Raw genomic sequence first — 18111 nt, 5'->3', positions numbered from 1 at the left:
TTGTTCTCGCCCGCTGTGCCTACGGTCGGGGCCCGGTCAGCCCGGCACGACGTCGGTGGATATCGAGCGATCCAGATGGTCGGCGGCGACCAGTGTGCCGCCGACGAACGACAACACCCACACGCTGCCCTTGCGATTTCGGGCAGGTTGCAAGGTGAGACCGTCTTTTTTCGCCCACCAGGCCAGCAGATCCGGGATGACCTTGCCCTGGCTGCAGACAACCCGCACCGCGTGATCGGAGACCAGGGAAGCGGCCCGCTGCCTGGCCCCGTCGGTATCCGCCGCATAGCCGGTTTCGGACAGCAGCGGCTCCAGCACGATGTCGGTGCCCAATTTCTCGGCCAGCGGCCGGACCGTCTGCACGCAGCGCAGCGGATTCGCCGAGTAGACCTCCTCGGCGCCGAAGGCAAGTAGATTCGGTATCAACGCCTCGGCCTGGGCCGATCCGGCCCGCTCGAGGGGGCGTTCATCGTCGGGCCCGTCGAACCGGTCCCGACGTCCGGCCTTCGCGTGCCGAACCAGCAGCAGCGTGGCGGTGTGCGCGGGCAGTCGGGCGAAGGCGCGCACCACCTGTCGGTCCATCGGGTAGGAGAGTTCGTCCATCACCCGATCCAGCGGGTGCCAGTGCAGGACGTCGACTTCGGAGTTGACGGTGAAATCGCCACCGGTGACCTGCGCGGCCCAGTAGTCGACCCGCTTGAGCCTGCGATGACCCGGCACCGGATAGGTCACGTGGCCCAGATAGCGGCCGAGCCGGCAACGCAGGCCCGTTTCCTCTCCGACTTCACGCACCGCGGCCATGATCGGCGTCTCGCCGGGATCGAGTTTGCCCTTCGGCAGTGACCAGTCCTGATATTTCGGCCGATGTACCACGGCGATCTCGATGCCGCGCGAATCCTGCGACGACGGCCGCCACAACACCGCGCCCGCGGCGTGAATGTTGGCTCTGACTCGGGGATCCCAGAACGGGCCCTCTGCTTCGTATCCGGTCGGGCCGTTCACTGCTGTTCCGGTCTCCGCAGCCGCATGAGGAACTCCTGATGGTCTCTGACTTCGACGCCGTCGGTACCCGCCTGCTGCGGCCAGGCGTGCCAGCTGCCGTCGGCGCGCAGTTCCCAGCTGCGGGTGGCGGGATGCAGCGCCGATTCGAAGACCTCGCTCAACTGCCCGCTCAGCCGCGGATCCTTCACTTGCGCCATGACTTCCACGCGCCGGTCCAGATTGCGATGCATCATGTCGGCGCTGCCGATCCAGTATTGGTCCTGCGCCTGGAAGTGCATGACCCGCGAATGTTCCAGGAAGCGACCGAGTATCGAGCGCACCTCGATGTTGTCGCTCATACCCGGCACACCGGGGCGCAGGCCGCAGATACCGCGTACCAGGATCTGCACCGGCACCCCCGCCTGCGAAGCGCGGTACAGCGCGTCGATGATCTGCTCGTCGACGATCGCGTTGGCCTTCAGGCGGATTCGGGCCTCGGCGCCATCGCGGGCCAGTTCCGTCTCGCGCTGGATCCGATCGATGATGCCCGCGCGCACGCCCTGCGGTGCGACAAGCAGGTTGCGGTAGTTGGCTTTTCGGGAGTAGCCGGTCAGCGAATTGAACAGGTCGGTCAGATCGGCGCCGATTTCCGGTGCGGCGGTGAGTAATCCGACGTCCTCGTAGAGGCGTGCTGTCTTCGGGTTGTAATTGCCCGTGCCGATGTGGCAGTAGCGGCGAATGGTCGAACCCTCGCGGCGCACCACGAGGCAGGTCTTGCAGTGCGTCTTCAGGCCGATCAGGCCGTAGACGACGTGTACGCCCGCCTGCTCCAGCGCGCGTGCCCATTTGATGTTGGCCTGCTCGTCGAAACGAGCTTTGATCTCGACCAGCGCGACGACCTGTTTACCGGCCTCGGCGGCGTCGATGAGCGCGTTGACGATCGGGGAGTCACCGGAGGTGCGGTACAGGGTCTGCTTGATCGCCAGCACCTGCGGGTCGGCGGCGGCCTGTTCGATGAAACGCTGCACGCTGGTGGAGAACGAGTCGTACGGGTGGTGCACCAGCACATCGCCCTCGCGCAGCGCCTGGAAGACATTGCGTGGGGTCTCGCGCTCGCCGAACGCGGCGGGGGTGACGGGGACGTACGGGGTGTCCTTGAGGTTGGGCCGATCGACGCCGTATACCTGCCATAGGCAGGATAGGTCTAGTAATCCCGGCACCTGGATGACGTCGCCGGGATCGACATCGAGTTCGCGCAGCAGCAGATCGAGCATGTGCTCGGTCATATCGTCGGAGACTTCGAGCCGCACGGGGGAACCGAAGCGGCGACGGGCCAGTTCCCGCTCCAGCGCTTGCAGCAAATCCTCGTCGCGATCCTCGTCGACCTCGAAATCGGCGTTGCGGGTGATGCGGAAGGAGTGGTGTTCGACTACTTCCATGCCGGGGAAGAGCAGATCGAGATGTGCGGCGATGAGCGCTTCCATCGGGAGGAAGGCGGCGATGGGCGAACCCGGCTCGGTGCGCCGCACGCGGACGAAGCGGTCCACATTGTCGGGCACCTTGACCCTGGCGAAATGTTCGCCGCCGGTCGCCGCGTCCTTCACCGTCACCGCGAGGTTGAGACTCAGCCCGCTGATGTAGGGGAAGGGGTGGGCCGGGTCCACCGCGAGCGGGGTGAGAACCGGGAAGACCTGATCCTGGAAATGGCCCGAGAGACGGGTGCGCTCGTCGTCATCGAGATCGGACCAGTCGATGATCGCGATGCCCTCGGCGGTCAGCGCGGGCAGTACCGAATTCAGGAAGACCCTGGCGTGCCGGTCAGCGATCTCCTGGGCCCTGGCCGCGATCATCTCCAACTGCTCGGTCGGCGAGCGACCATCCGCAGAACGGACCGAAAGCCCGGTCTCGGCGCGGCGCTTGAGGCCCGCGACCCGAACCATGTAGAACTCGTCGAGATTGGACGCGAAGATCGCCAGGAATTTCGCACGTTCCAGCAAAGGCAGTGAGGAGTCCTCCGCGAGGGCGAGAACCCGGGCGTTGAAGTCGAGCCAGCTGAGTTCTCTGTTGAGGTAGCGATCACGTGGCAACCGTTGCTCGGCCGAATCCGCCAAAGGTGGCGTCGCAGCGGGCGGCGGTGTGGGAAGCAACTGTTGTTGCTTGACAGTTTCCGTATCGCTCACGTCACCGATCATCCCCTACTCATCGGTCCGATTGCACGCCGACACTGGGATTGCGCTGTGCGTCACCCGGGTGTGGCGATCGTCTAGCACACGCGGCGAACTGCCTCGTGAACACGACCGGACCAGCCGATGTCGCGCAGGAGGGCGCGGGTCGCGTCACCCGCGCCCAGTTCGACCGCGCGATCCAGATCCGCGGCCGTATCCACGTCGAGCCGCAGTCCCGGCCACTCACCCGCCAGATCCGTTGCGCCCGAAGCGATATGCGCGCGCGCCGAGCCTGGTCCGAAACGCGGATCCAACGCGACCGCGGGGCCGGCGGCGTAGAGCGCCGCGGTGCCGGTCCCGGCGTGGTCGACCACGATCGAACGCCTGCCCGCCGCCGCGGCGGCGAGCATCTCGCACAGTTCCTCGGGACGCACGGCGGGCAGGTCCGCCTGGAGCGCGAGCAGTTCGACAGGTCCATGGCCGCGCCGCAATGCCGCCGCCGCGTCGTCCAGCGCGGCGTTCAAATCCGAGATCCTCGGTTCGGGATGGACGTGCGCGCCCAGCCCGCGAGCGAGGTCGGCGACGGTGGGGTCCGGGGTGACGACGGTGACCGACCGGATGGCGGGGACGGCCAGCGCGGCCGTCACGGTATCGGTGAACATCGCCAGCACCAACCGCGCCCGGTACTCCGGGCGCAGCCGGTCGGCCAGTCGGCTCTTGGCCAGATCGAGGTTCTTGACCGCGATCACGGCATGCACGGCGTGCGGGCGCATGGGCCAATACTTCCATGACGGACCTGACACCACGCCAGGCGAGTCTTTCGGGGGTATCGGCGGTGGAAGCGGTGCCGAATGGCATATTGGGCAGATGACGAGGGCGGCAGTACTAGGCGCGGGGTCGTGGGGCACCGCGTTCGCGAAGGTGTTGGCAGACGCGGGGACCGACGTCACGATCTGGGCGCGCAGGCCGGAGATCGCCGAGGCGCTCGCCACCGAGCATCGCAATCCGGCCTATCTGCCCGACGTGCAGTTACCCGAGGTCGCCGCCACCCATGATCACGTCGAAGCACTGCGCGGCGCGGAGATCGTGGTCCTCGCGGTGCCGTCGCAATCGCTGCGGGCGAATCTGGAGCGGTGGAAGGGCGCGCTCGACGACGCGCTGACCCACCACGACGCCACCCTGCTCAGCTTGGCCAAGGGCATCGAAACCGGCACCCTGCTGCGGATGAGTCAGGTGATCGGCCAGGTCACCGGCGCCGACCAGGACCGCATCGCGGTGCTGTCGGGTCCGAATCTGGCCAAGGAGATCGCCGCCGAACAGCCCGCCGCGACCGTCATCGCCTGTACCGACGCCGCGCGCGCGGTCGCGTTGCAGCAGGCCAGCGCGAACGCCTATTTCCGGCCCTACACCAATACCGACGTGATCGGCTGCGAGATCGGCGGCGCGTGCAAGAACGTCATCGCACTTGCCTGCGGCATCGCCGCCGGAATGGGCTTGGGGGACAACTCCATCGCGAGTCTGATCACTCGCGGCCTCGCCGAGATCATCCGGCTCGGGGTGGCATTGGGCGCGGAGCCGGTGACGTTGGCCGGGCTGGCCGGAGTGGGGGATCTGGTGGCGACCTGTACCTCGCCGCTGTCGCGCAACCGTTCCTTCGGACATGTGCTCGGTGCGGGCGGGTCGATGGAGGCGGCGCAGCAGGCGACCCACGGTCAGGTCGCCGAGGGTGTGAAGTCGTGCACATCGGTGCGCGCGCTCGCCGCCGCGCACGAGGTGGAGATGCCGCTGACGGATGCGGTGCACCAGGTGTGTCACGAGGGCATGTCGGTCTCCGAGGCGGTCGGTAACCTGCTGGGCAGACGGATGAAACCCGAGTAGACGGGGACCTCGCCCCTGGCAGGCGGATGCGGAACGGGTACGAGATATCGCGGCCGCGCGTGATCGGACCGGGGCGGGTATCGCGCGCCCGGTACGGGTACGGTTCCGAACATGACGAACCGGATCAGGGTGGCTGTGGTATTCGGCGGGCGGAGCAACGAGCACGCCGTGTCGTGTGTGTCTGCCGGCAGTGTGCTGCGCAACCTCGACCCGGACAAGTACGAGGCCGTGCCGATCGGCATCACCACCGAGGGCAGCTGGGTGCTCGGCAACGCCGAGGTAGCCGCGCTCGGATTGCGCGATAGGGAATTGCCGTCGGTTGACGTCACCGGAACCGCGCTCACCCTGGCCGCGGACCCGAAGCGATCGGGCAGACTGGTCGCCCTCGACGATCCGGGTATCGCACTCGGATCGGTGGATGTCGTGTTCCCGATCCTGCACGGTCCTTTCGGCGAGGACGGCACTCTGCAGGGCATGCTCGAACTCGCGGGCATCCCCTATGTCGGCCCGGGCGTGCTGGCCAGCGCGGCGGGTATGGACAAGGAATTCACCAAGAAACTGTTCGCCGCCGAGGGGCTGCCGATCGGTACCCAGGTCGTGTTGCGCCCCGATGTCGCGACGGTGAGCGAGCAACAGCGCGAGCGGCTCGGGCTCCCCGTTTTCGTCAAACCCGCGCGCGCGGGTTCCTCCATCGGCATCACCAAGGTGACGGACTGGGCCGACCTGGACGCCGCGATCGCGGCGGCGCGGGCCCACGATCCGAAGGTCATCATCGAGGCGGGCATCGTCGGGCGTGAAGTCGAATGCGGTGTACTGGAATTCCCGGACGGCCGGGTGGAGGCCAGCGTCGTCGCCGAAATTCGTATGCCGCAGGCGCAGGACGCCGGTTTCTACGATTACGAGACCAAATACGTCGACGATATCTGCGAACTCGACGTGCCCGCCGACCTCGACGACGACACCGCCGAGCAGATCCGCGAACTCGCGGTACGCGCCTTCCGCGCACTCGACTGCCAGGGCTTGGCCCGAGTCGATTTCTTCGTCACCGAAGACGGTCCTGTACTCAACGAGATCAACACCATGCCCGGGTTCACCGCCATCTCGCTCTACCCGCGCATGTGGGAAGCCAGCGGGCTGGACTACGCGAAGCTGGTTTCGACGTTGATCGAGACGGCGCTGGCCCGCGGGACCGGGCTGCGCTGAAGCGGGCGCTGGGACAGGGCCGTACAGCGGACTGCCCGATCGGACCCGCGCAGCCTGCGTCGAGCCGGGCGAGAGAATTCGCGCTCGGCGGCGCGCCGAAGTCGTGCTAGTTCGGCAGGGGACCCGGATCGAGCGGGCGTTGCGGCAGATTCGCGGTGATGGTGTCGGAGACTTCCTGCAGCGGCGTGGGACCCGAGCCGTCGGGGATGGTCAGCGCGATATAGGTTTCCCGGTCGACGGCGAACCAGGTGCTCGCCGAGGCGGCGGGGTCGCGGGCCTCGAACCATTGCACGGTGTCGACGAGTTGTAGCGGGGAGGCGCGGGTGAATTCCAGCGGACGGTCCAGACCGCAGCGCAACACGATCGCATCGCCGCCCTCCTCCCGCTGCCAGGCCCGCGTCGCGGGCGGTGTGGGCTCGACCAGCTGCGATTTGGTGTAGTCGCCGAGTTGGGCGGGCAGGGCGGGCAGCAGGGCGGTGCAGGCGGGGCCGTCGGCGGCGGGGGCGGGGACAGGGCCGAGGACGAGTGGTTCGCGCTCGACCGGCATTCGGCGGGCGATGACGGCGGCGACCAGAACGGCGACGACCAGGACGACGGGCAGGGCCACGGCGGTGGCGATCAGCGCGGGCGGGTAGCCGCCGGATCCGGCATCGTCGGGGGCTGTGCTGTCGGTGTCGGCGCTGTCGGTACCTGTGCTGTCGGTGTCGGCTTCGGTGCTGATCGGCGCTGCCGCGTCCGCGGCACGTGACGGATCATCGGCCGGTGCCGGGCCGGCCGCCGACGAGTCGTGGTCCGACGAGTCCGCCGCCATCCCTATCGACCTTCCTTCGCATTCGCCGAGTGCGTTCGCCGTGCCGATATCCGGCGGTCCCGCGAGGGTGTGGCGCGCAGGCTCGGTGGTCTCGATTGCCCTGGACAGGGTACCGTCGACCCGTTTCCGGTCGGCACGGCGCCTCGGTCGTCGATCCGTCGGTCCACCTCGGGAAGGATGCGGTCATCAGCGAGAGCACGGCGCCTCGGACGGTGGGCGAACTGGGGGAGTTCGCGCTCATCGACCGCATCAACGCGGGTAGGGTGCAGGCCCCCGCCGTGCTGCTCGGACCCGGCGACGACGCCGCCCTCGTGGCCGCGCCGGACGGGCGTTTCGTGGTGACCACCGACATGCTGGTGCAGGGGCGGCATTTCCGGCTCGACTGGTCGAGTCCGCGCGATATCGGTCGTAAGGCCATCGCGCAGAACGCGGCTGACGTGGTCGCGATGGGGGCGGTGCCGACGGCCTTCGTGGTAGCGCTCGGCTGCCCGGCCGAGACGCCGCTCGAGGTGGTGGACGGTATCGCCGACGGATTGTGGGCCGAGGCTGCGCACGCCGGTGGGTCCATCGCGGGCGGCGATCTGGTGCGAAGCGAGGACATCGTCCTCTCGATCACCGCCTTCGGGGATCTGCGCGGGCTCGCGCCCCTTCTCAGATCCGGCGCCCGCGTCGGCGACACGATCGCGGTGGCGGGCAGACTCGGCTGGTCGGCCGCGGGACTGGCGGTGCTCAGCGCCGGAGCCGATATCGAGCGGTTCGCCGATGTGGTTGCCGCGCACCGTGTTCCGCAGCCGCCCTACGCCGCCGTGTTGGATGTCGTGCACGGCGGCGCGGTGGCGCGCACCGGGACGCCGCACGCGCTCACCGATATCTCCGACGGACTGCTGGCGGATCTCGGTCATATCGCCTCGGCATCGGGTGTGCGGATCGACCTCGACTCCGCGGCGCTGCGCGATCCGTTCCTGGAGACGATCGCGCGAGGACTGGATGCCGATGCGGCGCAATGGATTCTGGCGGGCGGTGAGGAACATGCCTTCGCCGCGGCGTGGCCGTGTGATGTCACGCTGCCGGTGGGCTGGCAGCGGATAGGACGCGTGTTCGCAGGTCACGGGGTCACCGTCGACGGCGCGGTGCGGCCGGGCAGTGGCGGCTGGGAATCATTCGGTGGGGCGGACTCTGCGGTGTCGGCCGAGCCACGATAGGTTGTGCGGTCATGGGCGGTAAACCATTGTCGGAAATCATGGACGCGGGCTGGGCGCGGGCGCTGGAACCGGTTGCCGGGCAGATCGCTTCCATGGGTGAGTTCCTGCGTGCGGAGAACGCCGAGGGCCGGGGTTACCTGCCCTCGGGCGACAATGTGCTACGTGCCTTCCAGCGACCGTTCGACGAGGTCCGCGTCCTCATCGTCGGCCAGGACCCCTACCCGACTCCCGGGCATGCCATGGGCTTGAGTTTCTCTGTCGCACCCGATGTTTCGCCGGTGCCGCGCAGCCTCGTCAATATCTTCGCCGAACTCGCCAAAGATCTCGGCCACCCGACCCCGTCCTGTGGCGATCTGAGCCCGTGGGCGGATCAGGGTGTGCTGTTGCTGAATCGCGTGCTCACCGTGCAGCCGGGACAGGCCGCGTCACATCGAGGTAAGGGCTGGGAGGCGGTGACCGAGCAGGCGATCCGCGCCCTCGTGGCCAGGGACGAGCCGCTGGTCGCGATTCTGTGGGGCCGTGACGCGTCGACGCTGAAGCCGACGCTCGCCGCCGCGGAAGTTCCTTTCATCGAATCCGCGCATCCATCGCCGCTGTCGGCCTCGCGCGGTTTCTTCGGTTCCCGGCCGTTCTCCCGGGTGAACGAATTGCTGGACGAATTGGGCGCCGAACCTGTCGACTGGCGCCTGCCATGACCATCCACCGCCCGGCACTCGCCTGGCCGCCCGACCGCTGTACCGAATACAACTGAGGAGCAGTCCCAATGCACAACCGAACCGTTCGCGGCGCACTGCGCGGCACCACCGCCACTCTTGCCCTGTGTGCCGCGCTCGCCGGTGGCACGGCCGCCGCCGGTGCGGCGCCGCTGGCGCTCGAGCCGGCCACCGATACCACCGCAACCCCGGTCGGCGAGGAATTCACCTCGACCGGCTCCTCCACCATCTCCTCCTCGGTGAACGCCAAGGTCACCTGCCTGTTCCAGAACACGTTCAGCGGTACCAAGCTGAACTGCTGAAATCCCGATCGGCGAGGCTCGCGCGGAACCGGACCCGGTACTGTGCGATCCTCAGATCGTGAGTAATGCGAACAATCTCCTCGAGCCGGTCCGCCTGCGACTGCGAGGTTCGGGTGGGATCGAGCTGGCCGGTGACCACTTCGGGCCGGTGGACGGTCGGCTCGTCGTCTTCCTGCACGGCGGTGGTCAGACCCGTCATTCCTGGAAGCTGACCGGTGCGAAACTGGCGGCGGCGGGGATGCGAGTCGTCACCCTTGACGCGCGCGGTCACGGTGACAGCGAATGGGCGAAGGACCGCGACTACCGTCGCCAAACCATGGTCGCCGACCTGATCGAGGTTCTCGGTCAGCTCGGTGCGACGCCGGAGAACCCCGCGGTGGTGGTCGGCGCGAGTATGGGCGGCATCACGGGACTGCTCAGCACCGCGGCGCCGGGCGGTGCGGCGATCGGCGCGCTCGTGCTGGTCGATATCGTCACCAGGCCGGAAACCGAGGGCGTGGAGCGCGTACTGGATTTCCTGAGCAAACACCGCGACGGTTTCGACACCGTGGCGGAGGCCGCCGACGCGGTCGCCGAGTACATGCCACACCGGCCACGGCCGAAGAATACCGACGGCCTGATGCGGAACCTGCGCGAGCGCGACGGCCGCTGGTACTGGCATTGGGATCCGGGCATGCTCTCCGACCGGGTGGAGGACGCCTCCCTGATGACCGATGTCATGGAGAGCGCCGCCCGTAAGCTGACGATCCCGGTGTTGCTGGTGCGCGGCATGCGCTCCGATGTCGTCAGCGCCGAGGGCGCGGCGGTGTTCAAGGAACTCGTGCCGCATACGCAGATCGCCGAGATCGGCGGAGCGGCACACACCGCGGCGGGTGACGACAACGACGCCTTCACCGAGGCGGTCACCGCCTTCGTACTGAGCACGCCGAGCTGAGCGCCCGTCGCCCACCCGCCCTCGATCGAATTCGGCGGGTGGGCAACGGTTTCGGTATCAGCCCAGACCGGAGTAGTCCGGCTTGCGCTTCTGCGCGAACGCGTCGACGCCTTCGCGACCCGCGGGGCTGGATGCCGCCGCCGCGATGGATTCCGTTTCGCTGTCGAGCTGTTCGCTCAGTGTGGCCGACTTCGATTGAACCAGTAGCTTTTTGATGCTGGCGTGGGTGGATCGCGGTCCGGCGGCGAGCGCGGCCGCCAGCTTCAGGGCCTCGGCGCGTACCTGATCGTCGGCGACCACGCGGCTGAGGATGCCGAGGCGCGCGGCTTCCTCGGCGTCGAGGATCGCGTCGGTCAGCAGGATTTCGCTCGCGCGTCCGGTACCGACGATGCGCGGCAGCAGCCAGGACATCCCCCCGTCGGGGCTCAGACCGATGCCGGGGTAGGCCGGACGCATCTTGGTCGACGAACCGCCGATGGCGATATCGGAGGCGAGCACCAGGCTCATCCCGGCGCCTGCCGCCCAGCCCTGGACGGCCGCCACCACGGGGACCGTGGTCGCGTCGAGTGCGCGGACGAATTCGTGCAGATCGGTGGCGAGGCCGTGGATGTGGGCGGAACGGTCCTCGGCCGCGGCGAACCCTCGGACGTCACCGCCCGCGCAGAAATTCGCGCCGGAACCGATGAGCAGGATCGCACCGGCATCGAATCCGGGCGCGCGGAGTGCTGCCGTCCCCGCGTTGATGCCCGCGAAATCCATCGAGGTGCCGTTCGCGGCGGTGGCAATGGTGATCTGGAGAACGCCGTCGACGTCGGTGACGTATTCGGTCTGCGCGGTGGAGGTCATAAACTCGCACCCTATCGTCCGCTCGGACACAGACCAATGGCGCGCTCACCGCGATCCGGGTCAGCGCTGGTCGCCCTCGCGTGCCGCGCGCACCATGCGCACCATCAGGGCGGGGGTGAAATCCTCGATCTTGTGAGCTCCGTCGAGTGCGAAACCGTGTTTGCGGTAGAAGGCCTGTGCGCGCGGATTCTCGGCGAAGACCCACAGCGAGCAGGAGACCCCCGGTGTGAGGGCGACGTCGATGAGATCGTCGGCCACCCCCGTCCCGTACCAGGGCGCGCGGATATACAGGGCATTGAGTTCGAGGTCCGCCGCGGGCGGTTCGTCCTTCGGCGACCCAGCGCTCGCGAATCCGATGACGATGCCGTCGGACAGGGCGATATGGGTGCTGCGCGGATACTTCACGCGCGTACGTTCCCACTGCGCGGCCCTGCGGTCGACATCGAAGGCATCGAGCAGGTGCCGAGGCACCAGACCGTCGTAGGCCTCGCGCCAGCACGCGATATGGCATTCGGCGAGGCCATGGGTGTGTTCGGCGGTCAGCGATTCTATGCGCCACCTACTCATCCGCGCCGACCTCGCGAACTCGTGAATACGAACAAGCCCCGGCACTCGTATCGAGTAGCGGGGCTTGTGGTCTTCGCCGTAGCTCGACCAGACGCGGACCGTGCGGAGAGTTGGACGACTCGCACGAGTTGCTCCGAGTCGAAGTCGAAACCGCCGGTCCGCTGGAAAAGTGACCGTGGCGAATCAGCCGCGGACGACCTTGCCGGCCTTCAGGCACGAGGTGCACACATTCATCCGGCGGGTGTTGCCGGGGGCAACCTGCGCACGAACGGTCTGGATATTCGGGTTCCAGCGACGGTTGGTACGCCGGTGCGAGTGCGAGACCGACTTCCCGAAGCCGGGGCCCTTGGCGCAGACGTCGCAGACGGCAGCCATAGTCGCGAACTCCTTCATGTCAAGTGGGGACCGCTGCGACGCGGCAGCATGTCCGGAAACAATGTCGTGATGTGCCCTGCCGACAGATGTCGGCCAGCGCAAACCGGGGAGGGCCGCGCGAGGCAACCCTGCAAGGGTAGCCAACGGTGCCCCGATCCGCCAAACCGGTGGTCGTGCGTACCGGCCGAGGCGACCCGGCATGGGCGAGAGTACTCGATCGGTGTCGCGACTCCAGTGTCGGGATAGCCCGCTAACCTGGCGGGGAGCGGGTGTGCGGGTGGCGACTGGGAGCGAGGTGACGGTGCGGGCAGAGCGGGACTCGATCGACGGCGCGGCACTGCTGCGCTGGGGGTGGACCTGTCTCGCGGGTCTGGAGCAGCGGCGCGAAGAGATCAACGCGCTGAACGTCTTCCCGATCGCCGATTCCGATACCGGAACCAACATGCTCGCCACCATGCGCGCGGCCGTGCAGGCCGCCCAGGCGCGGGCGGTGTCGCCGACGGGCCGCGAACAAGGCGCGGTGACCGAGGCAGCCGGGGATGTCGACACGCCGCCGGTCGACGCGATCGAGATCTCGGCGCACGAGGTCGCCGCGGCCATGGCGCGTGGAGCCACCCTCGGCGCCCGCGGCAATTCCGGGATCATCCTGTCGCAGGTCCTGCGCGGAATCGCCGAGGCGACAGCCGGCGGACCCCTCACCGCCGCCACCTTGGCCGACGCGTTGGAACGTGCGGGGGCGCTGGTGCGCGAGGCGCTCAGCGTGCCGGTGGAGGGAACCATCCTCACGGTGCTCGAATGCGCGGGCGCGAGCGCGGCGGCCCGCCGGGGGGCTTCGCTGGCCGAGGTCGCGCTCGCGGCGGCGGACGGCGCGGCCAAGGCGCTCGGGGATACCCCGTCCCAACTCGGTGTCCTGCGCGAGGCGGGTGTGGTGGACGCGGGCGCCCGCGGACTCGTCGTACTACTGGACGGGCTCGTCTCGGTGATCAGGGGCGAAGCGCCCGCCCGGCCCGATTACCTGCCCGGCGACCTCGAGGTCGGGCCGGGCGCGCGGTCCTCGCGCGGCGCGGATTCGGGGGCGGATGCGCCCGAGCCGCATTTCGAGGTGATGTACCTGCTCGCCGATACCGACGAGACCCGCGTCGCGGCGTTGCGTGATCGTCTCGGCGCACTGGGTGATTCGGTGGCGGTGGTCGGCGACGGCGCGGGATCGTGGTCGGCGCACGTGCACTGCGCGGACGCGGGCGCCGCCGTGGAGGCGGGCCTGGCGGCGGGGACGCTCGGTGCGATTCGCATCGAGAGTTTCGTCGTCACCGCGTCCATCGCCGAGGACGACTGCTCGCCGGAGGCTCGCCGCACGGTCGACGGTGGATATCCGGGCGCTCGGGATTCCGATGGCCGCGCCGTGGACGCGCCGGTGGATCGCGCTGTCCTCGCCGTCGCGGCGGGGGAGGGCGCCGCGGCGCTGTTCGAGGCCGCGGGCGCGGTGGTCCTCGGCGGTGACGATCCGATCACCGCCACCGCCCTGCTCACCGCCATCCGTCGGATGCCCAATCGGGAGGTGCTCGTGCTGCCCAACGGCGCGCTGCCCGCCCACGAACTGGTCGCGGTCGGAGTGGCGGCGCGTGATGCCCGCCGGGATGTGCTGATGCTGCCGAGCGGCTCGATGGTGCAGGGGCTGGCGGCGCTCGCCGTGCACGATCGGGGCAGGATCGCGGTGGACGACGCCTTCGCCATGTCCGAAGCCGCCGCCGCGACGCGGTGGGGTTCGCTGCGCGCTGCCGCCCATCGCGCCCTCACCATGGTCGGCACGTGCGATTCCGGTGACGGGCTCGGACTGGTCGGCAACGATGTGGTGCTGATCGAGCGCGATGTCCTCTCGGCGGGCCGGACGCTGTTGGATCGGATGCTCGGTCTAGGTGGAGAACTGGTCACCCTGCTGATGGGCGCCGGTGCGCCGGAGGGACTCGCCGGGGAGTTGGCCGCGCATATCGCGCGCGGATTTCCCGGAGTCGAGGTCACGGTGTATTCCGGTGGGCAGCAGGAGGATCTGGTGCAGATCGGGGTGGAATGACCCGCGCGCGGACGAAGGAATGAGGCATGGCGACACTCGGTGATCGGCTCGATCACATCCTCGGAGCGAAGGCGGCCGATTCACTGGCCGAAGCCTTCGATATGAATACGGTCGAGGATCTGCTGCGGCACTATCCGTTGCGCTACGCCACCCAGGGGCAACCGCTGACCGAGGAGGCCCCCGACGACGGGTCGCATATCACCGTCATCGGCCGGATCACCAAAACCGAACTCAAGCCGATGCGCAACCGGCGCGGCTCCCTGCTGAAGGTGATGCTCGATACCGGCGCTGGACGCCCGGTCGACGTGACATTCTTCAACGGCGACAAGGTGAAATACGTCGTCAAAGAGGGTCTGCGGGCGATGATGTCGGGCACGGTGAGCTACTGGCGGCCCGGCAGCTGGAATCTGTCGCACCCCGGCTATCTGATTCTGCCGGAGACCGAGGACGATTCGGTCGGCACCTTCACGAGGGTGCGCGGCGGCGGGGATCTGCGCGGACTCGCGGAGAGCGCGAAAGGTGCGGGGGGCGTGGACGTCTCGTTCATGGAACGCGAGTTCATCCCGGTCTATCCGGCGACGGCGAAGGTGCAGAGCTGGGATCTGCTCGCCTGCGTGCGTCAGGTGCTCGAACAACTCGATCCGATCGATGATCCGCTGCCCGAGCGGACCCGCGACGAACGCGCGTTGATGAAGATCTCGGACGCCCTGCGCTCGATTCATCTGCCCGAGAGCAAATCCGAGATCGACCAGGCCAGGGAGCGGCTGCGTTTCGACGAGGCGCTGGCGCTGCAGTTGGTGCTGGCCGAGCGCCGTCACGAAGTGGCGGGCCGGACCGCGCGACCGTGTCCACCGCGGACCGACGGTATCGCCGCCGCGTTCGAGAAGAAGTTGCCCTTCGAACTCACGGCCGGTCAGCAGCAGGTGATCGCGGAGATCTCCACCGATCTGTCCCGGGTGCAGCCGATGCACCGGCTGTTGCAGGGCGAAGTGGGTTCGGGAAAGACCATCGTCGCACTGCACGCGATGTTGCAGGTGGTCGACGCCGGTCAGCAGTGCGCGTTGCTCGCGCCGACGGAAGTGCTGGCCGCCCAGCACTATCGGTCGCTGCGCGCGATGCTCGGCGAACTCGCGACGGCGGGTGAACTGGGTGCGGCGGATCAGGCGACGAAGGTGGTGCTCGTCACCGGTTCCATGTCGGCCGCCACCAAGAAGGCGGCGCTACTCGACGCGGTGACAGGCGAGGCGGGCATCGTGATCGGCACCCACGCGCTCATCCAGGACGCGGTGGAATTCTTCGATCTGGGCATGGTGATCGTCGACGAACAGCACCGGTTCGGCGTTGAACAGCGCGATGCGTTGCGCGCCAAGGCGAAAACCGGCACGAGTCCGCATCTGCTGGTGATGACCGCCACCCCGATTCCGCGCACCATCGCGATGACGACACTCGGCGATCTGGAGACCTCGACCCTCACCCAGCTGCCCAGGGGACGATCCCCGATCACCTCCAAAGTCGTACCGCGCAAACAGCATCCGAATTGGGTCGACCGGGCGTGGGAGCGGATTCTCGAAGAGGTCGATGCGGGCAGGCAGGCCTACGTGGTCTGTTCGCGCATCGGCGACGACGAGGAGGACGGCGGCGCGAGCAAGGCGAAGGGTAAGGGCAAGTCGAAGGCGGCGCAGGAGAAGGAACCGCCGACCACGCAGGCCGCCCTCGAGGTTTTCGATATGTTGCGTACGGGCCCATTGGCGAGGGTGCGCGTCGGCCTGTTGCACGGCAGGTTGCCCTCGGACGAAAAAGATCACGTGATGCGCGCGTTCAACGACGCCGAGATCGATGTGCTGGTCTGCACCACAGTGGTCGAAGTCGGCGTCGACGTGCCCAATGCGACGGTCATGGTGATCGTCGACGCCGATCGCTTCGGTGTGAGCCAGCTGCACCAGCTGCGCGGGCGTATCGGCCGAGGCGAACATCCCGGCCTGTGCCTGCTGGTGACCGATGCCGCTCCCGGCGGTTCCGCCATGGCCAGGTTGACGGCCGTCGCCGCCACCACCGACGGATTCGAACTCTCGGTGCTCGATCTGCGCCAGCGGCGCGAGGGCGACGTCCTCGGGGCGGCCCAGTCCGGCACCGCTCGCTCGCTGCGTTTGCTCTCCCTGCTCGACGATCTGGAAATAATCACCGCAGCACAGGATTTCGCCCGCGAAGTGGTGCGCGAAGATCCCGGCCTGACACGGCATCCCGGGTTGGCGAGCATGATGCACGCCGCCGTCGATTCCGAACGGCTGGAGTACCTGGCCAAATCCTGAGCCGGACGGCCCTCCGGTGGGGACTGCCGGTCGGGTGAGTCAGCGAACGGCGCGCGGATACGGCAGATCGGTAGTGGTGTGCTCCGAGATGGCCAGCGGGCTGCCGATCTGCGGGAACGCGCGCTGTGCGCAGGATGGACGTTCGCACACCTTGCAGCCTGCGCCGATCGGCACGGCGGCGGCTGGATCGTCGAGCGGTAATCCGGTCGAGTAGACGAGCCGGTCGGCGTATTCGATATCGCAGCCGACCCCGATCGCGAAATTCTTTGTCGCGGTGCCGAATCCCCGTGGCGTCGGCACGGCGGTCCGCGCGATCCACAGATAGCGCCGTCCATCGGGCATGGACGCGATCTGGGTGAGTGTCCGGCCGGGATGCGCGAATGCCTCGTGCACCACCCACAGCGGGCAACTGCCGCCGACCCGGGAGAAATGGAATGCGGTGGCCGACTGGCGTTTGGAGATATTGCCCGCGCGATCGGTGCGGATCAGGAAGAACGGCACCCCGCGCTGTCCCTGGCGCTGCAGGGTGCTCAGCCGGTGGCAGATAGTCTCGAAGCCGACCTCGAAACGCAGGCTGAGCAGGTCGATGTCGTAGCGAAGTTCCTCGGCCGAGCGCAGGAAACGACCGTAGGGCAGTACCAGCGCCCCCGCGAAGTAGTTGGCGAGGCCGATCCTGGCCAGTGTGCGCGATTCCCCGGCGAGCGAGGGAGTTTCGTCGAGGACCACGTCGAGATCGTTGCCGTAGAGCAGGAATCCGAGTGTCGCCGCGATCTGGAATGCCCGCTGACCGGGACGCAGCCGTCGCGCCAGGGTCAAGGTCCGGCTGTCGGCGTCGTAGTGCCGCTTCGGAATCGACGGGTCGGCGCCGTCGCCGCGTACCAGCACGGTCACGCCCGCGCGTTCCTCGGCGATGCGCGCCAATTGACGATCCAGTGAGCCGATGGTGAGACCGCATTCATCGAACAGCTGCTCGGCGGCAAGATCCAGATGCGGGATGTGGTTGTGATGGTCGTAGAAGAAGTCCCGGACGTCCTCGTACGGCATCGGAACGCCGGGTGCGCCCGACGGAGCGGAGACCCTGGAGGAGAACAGATCGAGCTGATCGGTGGCTGCCCGTAGCCGCCGGTGCATCGCGACGAGGATACGGGCGACCTCCGGTTGCCGCGTCGCGAGTTCCTCCACCTCGGTCAACGGGGCGCTGTCGCCGCCCGCCGCATCGATGAGCACCTCGTGCAGGTCCGAGACCAGTCGCACGTCAGAATCGGCGGCGAAGAATTGCACGTCGAGATCGAAAGTGGAATTGAGTTTCAGCAACACCGGAATGGTGAGCGGTCGCTGATCGCGCTCGAGCTGATTCAGGTAGCTGGGCGATAGGTCGAGCGATTTCGCGAGTGCCGCCTGGGTCATCCGTCTTTCCTCGCGCAGTCGCCGTAGCCGGGCGCCCGCGTACATCTTGCGCACGGCCGAATCCTAACCGCGGCCTTCGCAACCATCGCACGAAACGGCGTTCTCGCCCACAAGAATCTGCTCTTGCACGGGGTTTTGGGACAGCTCGGCCCTGCGTAACCTGCGAAGGGGTGAGGCCACACCCCACCGAACCGCAGGATGCGCGAAGACCCACATATTACGCGCGGGCACGGTCCGCCGAGACGTTTCGGACGCTCGGGGCCGGGGTAGTAGTCGGGCGGAGTGAAGACTGTTTTCTCGGCGCGACGGACCCGAAAGTGGGTGCGGGCGAACTCGATCAGCTGATG

16 protein-coding genes are annotated in these 18111 nt (G+C 68.0%); 8 read left to right on the top strand and 8 right to left on the bottom strand.

Annotated elements, in window-relative coordinates; genetic code table 11:
• Window positions 1–36: 36 nt before the first annotated feature.
• The 3 genes from ABZS43_RS03155 to cofC all read right to left on the bottom strand — a co-directional run bounded on the left by ABZS43_RS03155 (window position 37) and on the right by cofC (window position 3919).
• Window positions 37–1002: a bifunctional NUDIX hydrolase/histidine phosphatase family protein gene (locus ABZS43_RS03155; protein WP_355034146.1), complete on the bottom strand. Its 966-nt coding sequence runs from the start codon at window positions 1000–1002 to the stop codon at window positions 37–39.
• On the bottom strand, window positions 999–3173 hold the full coding sequence (locus tag ABZS43_RS03150) for an RNA degradosome polyphosphate kinase (RefSeq protein WP_355034145.1): 2175 nt from the start codon (window positions 3171–3173) through the stop codon (window positions 999–1001). The genes ABZS43_RS03155 and ABZS43_RS03150 overlap by 4 nt, the downstream gene beginning before the upstream one ends.
• Before the next feature lie 71 nt (window positions 3174–3244).
• The gene (cofC, locus tag ABZS43_RS03145) at window positions 3245–3919 is read right to left on the bottom strand and encodes a 2-phospho-L-lactate guanylyltransferase (protein ID WP_355034144.1); all 675 of its coding nucleotides are present in this window, start codon (window positions 3917–3919) and stop codon (window positions 3245–3247) included.
• Between the two features lie 94 nt (window positions 3920–4013).
• Between cofC and ABZS43_RS03140 the strand changes: the two genes are divergently transcribed.
• Together ABZS43_RS03140 and ABZS43_RS03135 are read left to right on the top strand one after the other, a co-directional pair.
• Complete coding sequence (locus tag ABZS43_RS03140) at window positions 4014–5024, top strand: NAD(P)H-dependent glycerol-3-phosphate dehydrogenase (protein ID WP_355034143.1); 1011 nt, start codon at window positions 4014–4016, stop codon at window positions 5022–5024.
• 111 nt (window positions 5025–5135) lie between these two features.
• Window positions 5136–6227 (top strand): D-alanine--D-alanine ligase family protein, encoded by a 1092-nt coding sequence (locus tag ABZS43_RS03135; protein ID WP_355034142.1) that lies wholly within the window; start codon window positions 5136–5138, stop codon window positions 6225–6227.
• A gap of 106 nt (window positions 6228–6333) precedes the next feature.
• On the opposite strand, the gene ABZS43_RS03130 is transcribed toward ABZS43_RS03135, so the two are convergent.
• Window positions 6334–7038, bottom strand: coding sequence for a DUF3515 family protein (locus ABZS43_RS03130; protein ID WP_355034141.1), 705 nt, complete (start codon window positions 7036–7038; stop codon window positions 6334–6336).
• Window positions 7039–7223: 185 nt separating this feature from the next.
• Here ABZS43_RS03130 and ABZS43_RS03125 point away from each other — a divergent pair, with 185 nt between their 5' ends.
• From ABZS43_RS03125 to ABZS43_RS03110, 4 genes are all read left to right on the top strand, one after another.
• A complete protein-coding gene (locus ABZS43_RS03125) occupies window positions 7224–8240 on the top strand; it encodes a thiamine-phosphate kinase (RefSeq protein WP_355034370.1) in 1017 nt (338 codons plus the stop codon).
• An 11-nt stretch (window positions 8241–8251) separates the two neighbouring features.
• Window positions 8252–8935: a uracil-DNA glycosylase gene (locus ABZS43_RS03120; protein WP_355034140.1), complete on the top strand. Its 684-nt coding sequence runs from the start codon at window positions 8252–8254 to the stop codon at window positions 8933–8935.
• A 68-nt stretch (window positions 8936–9003) separates the two neighbouring features.
• On the top strand, window positions 9004–9255 hold the full coding sequence (locus ABZS43_RS03115; protein ID WP_355034139.1) for a hypothetical protein: 252 nt from the start codon (window positions 9004–9006) through the stop codon (window positions 9253–9255).
• 58 nt (window positions 9256–9313) lie between these two features.
• The gene (locus tag ABZS43_RS03110; RefSeq protein WP_355034138.1) at window positions 9314–10189 is read left to right on the top strand and encodes an alpha/beta hydrolase; all 876 of its coding nucleotides are present in this window, start codon (window positions 9314–9316) and stop codon (window positions 10187–10189) included.
• 57 nt (window positions 10190–10246) lie between these two features.
• Here the strand turns inward: ABZS43_RS03110 and ABZS43_RS03105 are convergent, their stop codons facing one another.
• The 3 genes from ABZS43_RS03105 to rpmB all read right to left on the bottom strand — a co-directional run bounded on the left by ABZS43_RS03105 (window position 10247) and on the right by rpmB (window position 11977).
• The gene (locus ABZS43_RS03105) at window positions 10247–11035 is read right to left on the bottom strand and encodes an enoyl-CoA hydratase-related protein (RefSeq protein WP_355034137.1); all 789 of its coding nucleotides are present in this window, start codon (window positions 11033–11035) and stop codon (window positions 10247–10249) included.
• 60 nt (window positions 11036–11095) lie between these two features.
• Window positions 11096–11602 carry a GNAT family N-acetyltransferase gene (locus ABZS43_RS03100; RefSeq protein WP_355034136.1) on the bottom strand — a complete coding sequence of 169 codons (507 nt, stop codon included), beginning with the start codon at window positions 11600–11602 and terminating at the stop codon, window positions 11096–11098.
• 183 nt (window positions 11603–11785) lie between these two features.
• A complete protein-coding gene (gene rpmB, locus ABZS43_RS03095; RefSeq protein WP_011210730.1) occupies window positions 11786–11977 on the bottom strand; it encodes a 50S ribosomal protein L28 in 192 nt (63 codons plus the stop codon).
• A gap of 322 nt (window positions 11978–12299) precedes the next feature.
• On the opposite strand from rpmB, the gene ABZS43_RS03090 reads away from it, so the two are divergent.
• Together ABZS43_RS03090 and recG are read left to right on the top strand one after the other, a co-directional pair.
• Window positions 12300–14048, top strand: a complete 1749-nt coding sequence (locus tag ABZS43_RS03090) for a DAK2 domain-containing protein (protein ID WP_355034369.1) — start codon at window positions 12300–12302, stop codon at window positions 14046–14048.
• Between the two features lie 26 nt (window positions 14049–14074).
• Window positions 14075–16357, top strand: coding sequence for an ATP-dependent DNA helicase RecG (gene recG / locus ABZS43_RS03085; protein ID WP_355034135.1), 2283 nt, complete (start codon window positions 14075–14077; stop codon window positions 16355–16357).
• A 39-nt stretch (window positions 16358–16396) separates the two neighbouring features.
• Here recG and ABZS43_RS03080 read toward each other — a convergent pair whose 3' ends face one another.
• Window positions 16397–17818, bottom strand: coding sequence for a short-chain fatty acyl-CoA regulator family protein (locus ABZS43_RS03080; RefSeq protein ID WP_355034134.1), 1422 nt, complete (start codon window positions 17816–17818; stop codon window positions 16397–16399).
• Between the last annotated feature and the right edge of the window lie 293 nt (window positions 17819–18111).

The sequence above is a fragment of the Nocardia sp. NPDC005366 genome (assembly GCF_040606855.1).
Lineage (GTDB): Bacteria > Actinomycetota > Actinomycetes > Mycobacteriales > Mycobacteriaceae > Nocardia.
Note: the sequence above shows the minus strand (reverse complement) of the source record. Positions and strands in the feature narration are given on the sequence as shown.

Excerpts from the sequence above, each read along its gene's own strand:
- ABZS43_RS03150 (WP_355034145.1), bottom strand. The coding sequence starts at position 3,173 with ATGATCGGTGACGTGAGCGATACGGAAACTGTCAAGCAACAACAGTTG.
- cofC (WP_355034144.1), bottom strand. The coding sequence starts at position 3,919 with ATGCGCCCGCACGCCGTGCATGCCGTGATCGCGGTCAAGAACCTCGAT.
- ABZS43_RS03140 (WP_355034143.1), top strand. The coding sequence starts at position 4,014 with ATGACGAGGGCGGCAGTACTAGGCGCGGGGTCGTGGGGCACCGCGTTC.
- ABZS43_RS03135 (WP_355034142.1), top strand. The coding sequence starts at position 5,136 with ATGACGAACCGGATCAGGGTGGCTGTGGTATTCGGCGGGCGGAGCAAC.
- ABZS43_RS03130 (WP_355034141.1), bottom strand. The coding sequence starts at position 7,038 with ATGGCGGCGGACTCGTCGGACCACGACTCGTCGGCGGCCGGCCCGGCA.
- ABZS43_RS03120 (WP_355034140.1), top strand. The coding sequence starts at position 8,252 with ATGGGCGGTAAACCATTGTCGGAAATCATGGACGCGGGCTGGGCGCGG.
- ABZS43_RS03115 (WP_355034139.1), top strand. The coding sequence starts at position 9,004 with ATGCACAACCGAACCGTTCGCGGCGCACTGCGCGGCACCACCGCCACT.
- ABZS43_RS03105 (WP_355034137.1), bottom strand. The coding sequence starts at position 11,035 with ATGACCTCCACCGCGCAGACCGAATACGTCACCGACGTCGACGGCGTT.
- ABZS43_RS03100 (WP_355034136.1), bottom strand. The coding sequence starts at position 11,602 with ATGAGTAGGTGGCGCATAGAATCGCTGACCGCCGAACACACCCATGGC.
- rpmB (WP_011210730.1), bottom strand. The coding sequence starts at position 11,977 with ATGGCTGCCGTCTGCGACGTCTGCGCCAAGGGCCCCGGCTTCGGGAAG.
- recG (WP_355034135.1), top strand. The coding sequence starts at position 14,075 with ATGGCGACACTCGGTGATCGGCTCGATCACATCCTCGGAGCGAAGGCG.